The organism is Stenotrophomonas acidaminiphila, assembly GCF_014109845.1.
Lineage (GTDB): Bacteria > Pseudomonadota > Gammaproteobacteria > Xanthomonadales > Xanthomonadaceae > Stenotrophomonas > Stenotrophomonas acidaminiphila.
The window spans coordinates 1,371,815-1,383,342 of the sequence record NZ_CP043567.1 but is presented as its reverse complement, the minus strand read 5'-3'; the positions used below and the strand labels follow the sequence as shown (position 1 = coordinate 1,383,342).

10 protein-coding genes and 1 pseudogene are annotated in these 11,528 nt (G+C 67.5%); 2 read left to right on the top strand and 9 right to left on the bottom strand.

What is annotated here, in order from left to right; genetic code table 11:
- Entirely contained in the window at nt 1-1,164 is a 1,164-nt protein-coding gene (locus F0P95_RS06320; RefSeq protein WP_182336104.1) for a glycosyltransferase, read from the top strand.
- 208 nt (nt 1,165-1,372) lie between these two features.
- Here the strand turns inward: F0P95_RS06320 and F0P95_RS06315 are convergent, their stop codons facing one another.
- The 7 genes from F0P95_RS06315 to F0P95_RS06285 form a co-directional block, all read right to left on the bottom strand.
- The gene (locus F0P95_RS06315; protein WP_182336844.1) at nt 1,373-2,353 is read right to left on the bottom strand and encodes a GDP-mannose 4,6-dehydratase; all 981 of its coding nucleotides are present in this window, start codon (nt 2,351-2,353) and stop codon (nt 1,373-1,375) included.
- Nucleotides 2,354-2,355: 2 nt separating this feature from the next.
- Complete coding sequence (locus F0P95_RS06310; RefSeq protein ID WP_182336103.1) at nt 2,356-3,267, bottom strand: GDP-mannose 4,6-dehydratase; 912 nt, start codon at nt 3,265-3,267, stop codon at nt 2,356-2,358.
- On the bottom strand, nt 3,260-4,447 hold the full coding sequence (locus tag F0P95_RS06305) for a cystathionine gamma-synthase (protein WP_182336102.1): 1,188 nt from the start codon (nt 4,445-4,447) through the stop codon (nt 3,260-3,262). Before F0P95_RS06305 ends, F0P95_RS06310 begins: the two co-directional genes overlap by 8 nt.
- Before the next feature lie 70 nt (nt 4,448-4,517).
- A complete protein-coding gene (locus F0P95_RS06300) occupies nt 4,518-5,888 on the bottom strand; it encodes a pyridoxal-phosphate dependent enzyme (RefSeq protein ID WP_182336101.1) in 1,371 nt (456 codons plus the stop codon).
- Between the two features lie 186 nt (nt 5,889-6,074).
- Nucleotides 6,075-6,293 carry an HP1242/YdcH family protein gene (locus F0P95_RS06295; RefSeq protein ID WP_056930865.1) on the bottom strand — a complete coding sequence of 73 codons (219 nt, stop codon included), beginning with the start codon at nt 6,291-6,293 and terminating at the stop codon, nt 6,075-6,077.
- A gap of 393 nt (nt 6,294-6,686) precedes the next feature.
- Complete coding sequence (locus F0P95_RS06290; protein WP_182336100.1) at nt 6,687-7,574, bottom strand: OmpA family protein; 888 nt, start codon at nt 7,572-7,574, stop codon at nt 6,687-6,689.
- Nucleotides 7,574-7,960, bottom strand: coding sequence for a DUF4398 domain-containing protein (locus F0P95_RS06285; RefSeq protein WP_056930863.1), 387 nt, complete (start codon nt 7,958-7,960; stop codon nt 7,574-7,576). The genes F0P95_RS06290 and F0P95_RS06285 overlap by 1 nt, the downstream gene beginning before the upstream one ends.
- A 93-nt stretch (nt 7,961-8,053) precedes the next feature.
- Here F0P95_RS06285 and F0P95_RS06280 point away from each other — a divergent pair.
- Nucleotides 8,054-9,188 (top strand): annotated as a pseudogene (locus F0P95_RS06280) (PilT/PilU family type 4a pilus ATPase).
- A gap of 84 nt (nt 9,189-9,272) precedes the next feature.
- Here F0P95_RS06280 and maiA read toward each other — a convergent pair.
- Nucleotides 9,273-9,929, bottom strand: coding sequence for a maleylacetoacetate isomerase (maiA, locus tag F0P95_RS06275; RefSeq protein WP_182336099.1), 657 nt, complete (start codon nt 9,927-9,929; stop codon nt 9,273-9,275).
- 146 nt (nt 9,930-10,075) lie between these two features.
- A complete protein-coding gene (locus F0P95_RS06270) occupies nt 10,076-11,065 on the bottom strand; it encodes a fumarylacetoacetate hydrolase family protein (RefSeq protein ID WP_182336098.1) in 990 nt (329 codons plus the stop codon).
- Nucleotides 11,066-11,528: the final 463 nt, after the last annotated feature.

Here is an 11,528-nt window from a genome sequence, read left to right as displayed (position 1 = left end):
ATGAGCCACGGATCCGACATCGTCCTGATTGGACACCCTTTCGCGCCCATCGGCTGCGGCGAAAGCCTGCGCTGTTCGTATCGCGCGTTCCGCTCCGTTGCCCTTGCTCCGCGCCTGCTGGATGTATACGGCCATTTCAAGCCGGAACATGACGCGGAACGCGAGTTCGGGCCCGCCCTGACCGACACGCTTGGGCGGATCAACGTATTCCACCTCAACGCCGACGAGGTCGACAACGCGCTGTCGCTGCTCAAACTGCCGGCGGATTCCTACAACATCCTCTACCCGAACTGGGAGCTGTCGCATTTCCCGGAGCCCTGGATCGGGGCCCTGGACCGGTTCGACGAGGTATGGTGCCCTTCCGGGTTCATCTTCGATTCGATCAACGGCCACACCCAGGCGATCACCCGGCACCTTCCGGTCGCCTGCGAAGTGACGCTTTCGTCGATGCTCTCCCGCCGCTATTTCGGCATCCCGGAGAGTGCATTCGCGTTTCTGTTCTTCTTCGATTTCCGCTCGTTCGCCGCCCGCAAGAATCCCGATGCGGTGGTGAATGCGTTCCTCCAGCATTGCCGGGCGCTGCCTGCCGCCAACTCGCACCTGGTTGTCAAAACCAATGGCGCGGAAGCCGATCCGGCGGCGTTCGAGCGCCTGCAGAATACGCTCAGCCCGCTCCGCGGCCGAGTAACGTTCATCAACAAGACGATCAGCGACAACGAGATCAAGAACCTCGTGCGCTGTTGCGACAGCTTCGTCTCGCTTCATCGTTCGGAGGGTTACGGACGCGGACTGGCCGAGGCCATGTACCTGGCAAAGCCGCTGATCTGCACGGGATACTCCGGGAATCTCGACTTCATGGACGCCAAGTCGGCGCTGCTCACCGATTTCTCGCTCATTCCGGTAAAGGACGGCGAGTATCCATTCGCAGCGGGCCAGGTGTGGGCCGACGCGGATGTGGAGCAGGCCGCCAGGTTCATGTCCGAGCTGTACCTGGACAGGAATCGCGCACGCGAACTCGGGAAGCAGGCCTCGCGCACCGTCCGCTCGCGCGTCAGCTACCGCACCGTGGGCATGAACTACAGGAAGCGCATCCAGGAGATCCGCGATGCAATGCCGGACGGGGCCGGGGTACGGGCCTGCCAGTCGGCGCGCCCGGGGCCCTGATCCGGCTCGCGTGGGGGTCCGCGGACCCTCACCGTTCCACGCCGCCGGCTCCCGCGGGGGAATGCACACCCGGTTTCGGCCACAAAAAAGGGGGATCGCAGGATCCCCCTTCAAGCTTGCCGATCAGACGGACGAGGCACCCGCCGCGGCGCCCGCGTCAGCGGCGGCGCATCGCGGCAACGCGCCCCTCCGGGACCAGCTGCCCACCTCAGCCGCGACCGTCGGCGATGCGGCGCAGGTCCGCCTCGACCATCATCTCGATGAGCTGCTGCAGCGAGGTGGTCGCCTTCCAGCCGAGCCTGGCCTGGGCCTTGGCGGGGTTTCCGAGCAGGACATCCACTTCCGCCGGCCGCATGAACTTCTCATCGATGACCAGATGGTCCTCCATGTTCAGTCCGACATGGGCAAACGCGATCTGGCACATTTCCCTGACGGTCGACGTGATGCCGGTGGCCACCACGTAGTCATCGGGTACGTCCTGCTGCAGCATCATCCACATCGCCTCGACATAGTCGCCGGCGAATCCCCAGTCGCGCTTGGCGTCGATGTTGCCGAGCCGAAGCTGCTTCTGGCGTCCCAGCTTGATGGACGCCACCGCGTGGCTCACCTTGCGGGTGACGAATTCGATGCCGCGCAGCGGGGATTCGTGGTTGAAGAGAATGCCGCTCGACGCATGCATGCCATGGCTTTCGCGGTAGTTGACGGTCGCCCAGTGCGCCATCAGCTTCGCCACGCCATAGGGACTGCGCGGATAGAACGGGGTCGACTCGTCCTGGCGCTCCGCCTGGATAAGGCCGAACATCTCGCTCGTGGATGCCTGGTAGAAGCGCGCCTGCGGATTCACCAGCCTCACCGCCTCGAGAACCCTCAGGGCGCCCAGGCCGTCCACGTCGGAGGTCAGCAGCGGCTGCTGCCAGGAAGTGCCGACGAAACTCTGCGCACCCAGGTTGTACACTTCGTGCGCGCCCGACGCCTGCATCGCGCGGATAAGCGAGGACAGGTCGGTCAGGTCGCCATCGATGAACTTCACGTCGTCGACGATTCCCAGCTCGCGAAGGCGCCACAGCGTATCGGTACTTCTCCGCGCGAGCAGGCCGCTGACCGAATACCCCTTCTCCAGCAGCAGTTTCGCCAGGTAGGCTCCGTCCTGGCCGGTGATTCCCGTAATGAGGGCCGAATTTCCGCGGATAATCACGTCCTGCTCTCCATTTCTTCAATAATGTCTTGCAACGTCGTTTCCCATTGGACGGCGGGGAGCCAGCCGGTATCGCGCGATACCCGGTTGTTGTCCGCCACCATCCGGCGCTGTTCCGCGGGGCGGAACTTGGAAGGATCCTGCTCTATCCGGGCGTCCACCCCTTTCAATGCCAGGAGCTGCTGCAGGATCCCGCGGACGCTGCGCTCGACCCCGCTGCAGAGCTGGTAGACCCTTCCAGGGGCGCCGGCACCCAGCAGGCTGGCATAGCCGGAAACAATATCCCGGACATCGGTGAAATCCCGGGTCACGTCGATGTCCCCGGCGCTGATGACCGGCGCGGCCCGCCCCTGCGCGATCGCCACCACCTGCGCGGCGAGCGCCGGTACCACGAATGCACTGTCCTGGCCGGGACCGACATGGTTGAACGGGCGGGCGACCACGACATCAAGCCTGTTGGATCGATGCCACTGCAGGCACAGCTGCTCTGCCGCCAGCTTGGACACCGCGTAGGGATTCCTCGGCGCGGGGAGGAGTTCCTCCTTTACCGGCAGTTGCGATTCATCCACCGCTCCATACACGTCGCCGGAGCTGACATACAGGAAACGGCCGGAGAAACCCGCCTTGTCCAGCGACTGCAGCAGGTTCAAGGTTCCCATCAGGTTGACCTCGAGGGTTCCGGCGGGATCCTCGAAGGACCGCGGCACGAAGCTCTGCGCCGCGAGATGGACGACATGATCGGGCCTGATCGAAGCGACCTCGGCCTCGAGCGCCGGCCGGTCGCGGATGTCCACGCTCTGCAGGGTCGCGAACTCGACACCGGCGAAGGCCGCGGAGGCCATCAGATGCCTGCCGACGAAACCGGAGGCGCCCGTCACCAGAATGCGGCGCCCGCTGAGCTCATGCATCGAGCGCGTTCTCCAGGTCCGCACGCAGGTCCTCGACATCCTCCACGCCGACGCTCAGGCGCACCAGCGCATCGCTGATGCCCAGTTGCTGGCGGCGGACCGGCGGAATCGAGGCATGGGTCATCACCGCCGGGTGGTTGACCAGGCTTTCCACGCCACCGAGGGATTCGGCCAGGGTGAACAGCTGCGTGCGTTCGCAGAAGCGCCTGGCGGCCTCGAAACCGCCCTTGAGCACGATGGACACGATGCCGCCGTAGCCGCTCATCTGCCGGCTCGCCAGCGCGTGCTGCGGATGCGACGGCAAGCCCGGGTAGATCACCTTCTCGATGGCCGGATGCGCCTGCAGCCACTGCGCCAGCTCCAGTGCGTTGGCGCAGTGCGCCTTCATCCGCAGCGGCAGGGTCTTCAGCCCGCGCAGCGCCAGGAAGCTGTCGAACGGGCCCTGCACGCCACCGACCGAGTTCTGCAGGAAGGCCATCTGCTCGGCCAGTCCGGCGTTGTCGCCGACGACCACCATGCCGCCGACCATGTCCGAATGGCCGTTGAGGTACTTGGTCGCCGAGTGCACGACGATGTCCGCGCCCAGCTCCAGCGGGCGCTGCAGCATCGGCGAGGCGAAGGTGTTGTCCACCACCACGACCAGCCCATGGCGCCTGGCGATGGCCGCGACCGCGGCGATATCGACGATCTTCAGCATCGGATTGGTGGGGGTCTCGATCCACACCATCTTCGTCTTCGGCGTGATCGCCGCCTCCAGCGTGGCCGGGTCGGTCAGGTCGACGAAGCTGAAGTCCAACCCCGCGGTGCGCCGGCGCACGCGCTCGAACAGGCGGAAGCTGCCGCCGTAGATGTCGTCCATCGCCACCACGTGGCTGCCGGCGTCGAGCAGTTCGATCACCGTCGAGGTCGCGGCCATGCCCGAGGCGAATGCATAGCCGCGGCTGCCGCCCTCCAGCGCGGCCACGCAGCGCTCGTAGGCGAAGCGGGTGGGATTGTGGGTGCGCGAGTACTCGAAGCCCTGGTGCACGCCCGGGCTGGACTGCGCATAGGTGGACGTCGCGTAGATCGGCGGCATCACCGCGCCGGTGCTCGGGTCCGGCGACTGGCCGCCGTGGATGGCCAGGGTGGCAAGCGACAGGCTGCGCTCGCTGCCATCGTCGCGTGGATGCTGATCCGTCATGGTGCTTTCCGGCTTGTGAGGGGTGGAATTCTACGCGGACGACCTGAACCAGCCGTTCCGCCCGCGGCGGTCACTGCACGCGCCGCCGCAGGTAGTTCAGCAGGTCGATGCGGGTGATCAGGCCGAGGAAATCGGCGCCGTCCATGATGATGGCGACCTGGCCGCGGTCGAATACCGGCAGCAGCGCCTCGATCGGCGACTTCACGTCCAGGCGGTCGAGCTTGCTGACCATGGCGATGGCCACCGGGTCGCGGAACCGCGCCTCGTCGCCGTAGACATGCAACAGCACGTCGCTCTCGTCGATGATGCCGACCAGGCGGTCGCCATCCATCACCGGCAACTGCGAGACGTCGTACAGCTTCATGCGCTGGTAGGCGGTGGTCAGCAGGTCGTTGGGGCCGACCACCACGGTGTCGCGCTGGCTGTACGGGCGCAGGATCAGGTCGCGCAGGTCGTCGTAGCGCGGGCGCTCGAGGAAGCCGTTGTCCAGCATCCAGTAGTCGTTGTACATCTTCGACAGGTACTTGTTGCCGGTATCGCACACCAGCACCAGCACCTTCTTCGGCGTGGTCTGCTCGCGGCAGTACTTCAACGCCGCCGCCAGCAGGGTGCCGGTGGAGGAACCGCCGAGGATGCCTTCCTTGCCCAGCAGCTCGCGCGCGGTATGGAAGCTCTCCGCGTCGGTGATGGCATAGGCCTTGCCGACCCGGCTGAAATCGGAGATCGACGGCAGGAAATCCTCGCCGATGCCTTCCACCAGCCACGAGCCCGACTTCTCGTTGAGCGTGCCCTGGTTGATGTACTCGGCCAGGATCGAACCGACCGGGTCGGCCAGCACCAGCTCGGTCTTCGGCGACAGCCGGGCGAAGGCGCGCGACAGCCCGGTCATGGTGCCGGAGCTGCCGCAGCCGAACACGATGGCGTCCAGGTCGCCGTCCATCTGCTCGAGGATCTCCGGGCCGGTGCCGAACTCGTGCGCGGCCGGGTTGTCCGGGTTGCCGAACTGGTTGACGAAATAGGCGCCCGGGGTGCGCTCGGCGATGGTCTTGGCCAGGTCCTGGTAGTACTCGGGGTGGCCCTTGGCCACGTCCGAACGGGTCAGCACCACCTCGGCGCCCATCGCCTTGAGGTTGAAGATCTTCTCCCGGCTCATCTTGTCCGGGACCACCAGGATCAGCTTGTAGCCCTTCTGCTGGGCGACCAGTGCCAGGCCCAGCCCGGTGTTGCCGGCAGTACCTTCCACCAGCGTCGCGCCGGGCTTGAGGTCGCCACGCTGCTCCGCCGCTTCGATCATCGACAGGCCGATGCGGTCCTTGATCGAGCCGCCCGGGTTGGCGCTTTCGAGCTTGAGGTAGAGCTCGCAGACGCCGGCATCCAGGCGCTGGGCCTTGACGATCGGCGTGCGCCCGATGAGTTCGAGTACGGAGGAGTGGATTGCCATCGATATGCTTGGGATCGCGCCGCGCGGCGGCCGGAGCCCGATTATCCGATGGATATGCCCGAAAGTCAGGCAACGATCGGTTCTTGGATCATTGCCAACGCGCCTTTGCGCAAGCGGCGCGGGCAATGGCGACCGACGAGGAGGCCGCCATTGCCCGCGACGGAAAGACTTCAGCGTGGGGAAGGTTCAGTTGAGCCGGTCTTCATAGATCCGCAGCAGTTTCTGCTTGGCCAGCAGCTTTTCGCGCTTCATCTGCCCCAGGGTCACATCGTCGATGGGAAGTACTCCCAGTTCCGCATCCATGCATTTCTTGTTCAGCTTCTGGTGCTGCTGATAGAGCTGCTTGAACTCGGGGTTGACCTTGATCAACGCGTCGATCTCACTCTGCGGCTGCCCTTCGAACATGACTACCTCCTACATGCGGAAACACGAACGCCCCGGCCTTGCGGCACGGGGCGCTCTGGGATGGAGGTCCGGACGGAGCACGGCCGAACCCCTGGCTGCGTTCCGGCCTACTGCCCGGAAGCTGTCTGGTACTGGTTCGCGCCACGGTTGCACTGGCCCGGTCCTCCGCTGTACGGACGACGAAAATGTCGCCCGGACGATTGACCCTACGCCTGAAAAATAGTTCCGGCAAGCGCACCGCAAGGAGTCTGAAAAGGTTCAGCAACGGCCGCACATTAAGTGTTCACGACACGGCCGCGCGGCACGCCCGGGCATGCGCCCAGGCAACACAAGCGGTAGTACCGGAGCGGGGCAACACCCCACTCCATGGGGGCCGGCGAGGCCGGCAGCGCATCACGGCGCGACGATCACCTCGGCGGAACGGGCCCGGGTGGCGGCGGCCTTCTTGCCGCTGACCTGGATGCGGCTGGCGCCGACGCCGGCCGCCACCAGGGCATCCTTGAGCGCCTGCGCGCGGCGCTGGCCGACACCGTTGGCACTGTCGTACCCCTCGATGGTCACCCGCCCCTTCTTGCCGATGTTCAGGTACTCGGCCATTGCCTTGAGCTGGTCGCGCGCGGCAGCCGACGGGGTCGCCTGGCCTGCCGCGAAGGCGTCGCCGGCCAGGGTGAACACCTCGCCGCGATTGTCGAACCTGGACGCGGGCAGCTTCTTGCCGGAGACCAGTTCGGCCTCCTCGCGGGCCAGCCTGGCGGCGTTCTGCTGGGCCGAGCTCACCCGCGCCGCCTGCTTGCCGGCCACGCTGGTCAGCGCCGCCTCGGCGTCCTGCCGGGCCAGCGTCTCGGCCTCGGCGGCCTGGCGCAGGCGTTCGGCTTCCTCGGCCTGGATCTGCGCCTGCACGCGCAGCCGCTCGGCCTCCTGGCGGGCGCGGGCGGCCTCGCGGCGGCTGGCCTCGACCAGCAGTTCGCTGCGGGTGCGTTCGAGCTGGTCGACCTCGCGGCGGGCGGCTTCGGCGCGGGCACTGGCCTCGGCGATCGCCACCCGGCGCTCGGCCAGGTAACGCGCCTGGTCCAGCTCCTTGCGCCTGGCCTTGGCCAGCACCGCGATCGCCTGCTGTGCCTGCAATCGTTCCAGCGCCGCCAGGTCGGTGGTACGCGCGTCGGCCTGCAGGGTGATCAGGCGCTGGTTCAACATCGCCACCGCCGGGTCTTCGGCGGCGGCAGCGGTGGCGAGCAGCGGCACGGCCAGCAGGCCGGCCACGAGCAGGATGCGGATGCCCATCAGTGTCCCTCCCCGGTCGCGAGCTGGCGTTGCAGGCGCTCCACTTCGGCCCTGCGCTGGGCCAGCATGGCCAGCGCCACGGCCTCTTCGCTCTGGGCCCGGGCCAGGTCGGCGTCGACCGCGGCACGCTGTGCCAGCAGGGGCGCCTGCTTGCGCTCGCGGCGGTCGCCGGCCGCGCGCTGGGCCTGCTCCAGCTGCTGCCGGGCCAGGGCGATGGTGTCCGGCGCGTACTGGTCGGCATCGGCGCGGTCGGCGCGTTCGACCGCCTGCTGGGCGGCAAGCAGGTCGGCCGCGGCCGGGTCCTGCGCCATCGCGCTGGCACAGAGCGCAGATGCGCACGCGGTCACATACAGGAAACGTCGTAAGTGTGCGAAGCTAGGTTTCATTGGGGAGCCGTCGCGGAAAGTTGAGCACGGCCATTGTCGTCAAGGCTGCCACGTGCTTGCAACGCCGGGCGGCTCCTGCTTGGGGAACCTTCCATGGATATCGGCTATTTCCTGAAGCTGATGACCGAAAAAAAACGCGTCGGACATGTTCCTGACGACGGGCGCGCCGGTCCATATCAAGATCGAAGGAAAACTGTACCCCCTGGGCAATACCGGCCTGCCGCCGGGCATGGTCAAGAAGATCGCCTACTCGCTGATGGACGAGGGCCAGGTGCCGCAGTTCGAGCGCGACCTGGAACTGAACATGGCCATCGCGCTGGCCGATGTGGGCCGGTTCCGCGTGAACGTGTTCAAGCAGCGCGGCGAGGTGGGCATGGTCATCCGCGCGATCAAGAACCGGATCCCCTCGATCGAGGAACTGAAGCTGCCGGACGTGCTCAAGGACGTGATCATGACCCCGCGCGGGCTGGTGCTGGTGGTCGGCTCCACCGGTTCGGGCAAGTCCACGTCGCTGGCGTCGATGATCGACCACCGCAACGCCACCACCACCGGGCACATCCTCACCATCGAGGACCCGATCGAATTCCTGCACCGGCACAAGCAGTCCATCGTCAACCAGCGCGAAGTCGGGCTCGACACCCACGCCTTCCACAACGCGCTGAAGAACGCGATGCGCGAGGCGCCGGACGTGATCCTGATCGGCGAAATCCTCGACGCCGAGACCATGGAGGCGGCCATCGCCTTCGCCGAGACCGGCCACCTGTGCCTGGCCACGCTGCACTCCAACAACGCCGACCAGACCATCGAGCGCATCCTCAACTTCTTCCCCGAGAGCGCGCATCGCAACGTGCTGATGAACCTGTCGCTGAACCTGCGCGCGGTGATCAGCCAGCGCCTGGTCAAGGGCACCGACGGCCGCCGCCGGCCCGCGACCGAGGTGCTGATCAACACGCCGATGATCCGCGACCTGCTGCGCCGCGGGCAGGTGCACGAGATCAAGCAGGCCATGGAACAGTCGCTGGAGGAGGGCATGCACAGCTTCGACCAGTGCCTGTTCCGGCTGGCCAAGGAGGGCGTGATCGAGCAGGAGGAGGCGCTGCGCGCGGCCGATTCGCGCGACGGCCTGGCGCTCAAGTTCCGGCTGTCCGAAGGCGCCAGCGGCGAGCACGACCCCTACGCGGATTTCTCCGCCCCAGCGGCACCGGCGTCGATCACCCACGGGTTCTGAGGCGCGCCACCGCCGCGATGGCGCACCACGAAGCCCGGCTGCGGCGGGGCTTTTTCGTGGCTGCCCGGCTGCGGCGCGGCGCGGTCAGGCCGCGTCCGGCTGGTTCTCGGGCCGCGCGCCGTCGAATGCCGGCAGCGCCAGGCAGGCGGCTTCGATCCGCCGCAGGGTCGGGAAGGCGTCCAGGTCCAGGTTGAAGCGGCGCGCGTTGTACAGCTGCGGCACCAGGCAGCAATCGGCCAGCCCGGGCGCGTCGCCATGGCAGAAGCGGCCGGTCTGCGCCGAGCCCGCCAGCGCCGTCTCCAGCGCCGAAAGGCCCGTGCGCATCCAGTGCAGGATCCAGTCATCGCGCTCGGACTGCGGCACGTGCCATTCCTGGTCGAAGAACTGCAGCACGCGCAGGTTGTTGAGCGGATGGATGTCGCAGGCCACCAGTTGCGCCAGCGCGCGCACCCGCGCGCGGTCGCCGGCCGCGGCCGGCAGCAGCGCCGGCTGCGGGTGGGTTTCCTCCAGGTACTCGAGGATCGCCAGCGACTGCGTCAGCACGCGTTCGCCATCGCACAGCGCCGGCACCAGTTCCTGCGGGTTGAGCGCGGCATACGCCGGCGCGTGCTGCTGGCCACCGTCGCGCACCAGGTGCACCGGCACGATGGCGTAGTCCAGCCCTTTCAGGTTCAGGCCGATGCGTACGCGGTAGGCGGCGCTGGAGCGCCAGTAGCTGTAGAGCGTCAATGCCTGTTGCATGTCCATGTCCTTTTGCCTGCAGGCCACCATACCCGCCGGCGACGGAAGCGCCCGTGCCGCCGGTCGGTCCATCGCGCCGTCGGCCGGGAATGCCCCCGGCCGGTCGGCGGGTACCCGCTCGCGCACCGCTGGGGTGCGCGCCGCCCTCAGGGCCGCGCGGCCTGCTCGATGCGCTGTTCGATGGCGCCGAAGATGCTGTTGCCGGCGCGGTCGAACATCTCGATCCGCACCACGTCGCCGAAGCTCATGAACGGCGTGGACGGCTTGCCGTCGCGCAGGGTTTCCACGGTACGGCGCTCGGCGAAGCAGGACGCGCCCAGTGCGGTGTCCTCGTTGGCAATGGTGCCCGAACCGACGATGGCGCCGGCCGACAGCGGACGGGTCTTGGCCGCGTGCGCGACCAGCTGGGCGAAATCGAACTGCATGTCCACGCCCGCTTCCGGCGCCCCGAACCATTCGCCATTGATGTGGGTCACCAGCGGCAGGTGCACCTTGCTGCCCTGCCAGGCCTCGCCCAGCTCGTCCGGGGTGACGAATACCGGGCTCAGCGCCGAGCGCGGCTTGGACTGCAGGAAGCCGAAGCCCTTGGCCAGTTCGGCCGGGATCAGGTTGCGCAGGCTGACATCGTTGACCAGACCGACCAGCTGGATGTGGCCGGCGGCCTGCTCCGGCGTCACCGCCATCGGCACGTCGTCGGTGATCACCACGATCTCCGCTTCCAGGTCGATGCCGTAATCCTCGCTGATCACCTTGACCGCGTCGCGCGGGCCATGGAAGCCGGCGCTGGTGGCCTGGTACATCAGCGGATCGGTATAGAAGGTTTCCGGGACCTCGGCGCCGCGCGCCTTGCGTACCCGCGCCACGTGCGGCAGGTAGGCGCTGCCATCGACGAACTCGTAGGCGCGCGGCAGCGGTGCGGCCAGCGCCTGCATGTCCAGGTCGAACACGCCATCGGCATCGCCGTGGTTGAGCGACTCGGACAGCGCGTTCAGCCGCGGCGCGACGTTGGACCAGTCCTCCAGCGCCTGCTGCAGGGTGGCGGCGATGCCGGTGGCGCGCACGGCGCGGGCCAGGTCACGCGAGACCACGATCAGGGTGCCGTCGCGGCCACCTTCCTTCAGGGAACCAAGCTTCATCGGAGCGTCCAGTCCAGGGGCGGGAAACAAGTTTCGATTGTAACGAATAGTCCGGCGGCGACCAGCGCCGCGCCGGCGCCGCCGGGAATCCACCCGGTCACGCGCCGCCAGGGCGCCGCAGCGGCCGCAGACGGCACCGCGCCCTGCCGGGTCGATCGGGAACCCGCGTCACCCGACCGTAGCTGAACAGGGGTTTTTGTGCCGTTCCCGAACATCCCTTAGACTATCGCGGTCTGCCAGCGGCCGTCCGTTTCCCTTCCGGGATCGCCGGCGGCGCAGGACCGCAGGCCTCGTCGCCCGGTCCGCCCGCCCGCCCCCATTCCGACGCCATTCGTCTCGCATTCCGGCCAGCGCGCCTTGCGCTGGTCGCACCCATGATCTCGCAGCGCGGTTTTACGGGAACGCTCCGAGCCGACCGGTCGCCACGACCGGCAGCGCAGACCCATCCGGGCCGGCGCGTCCC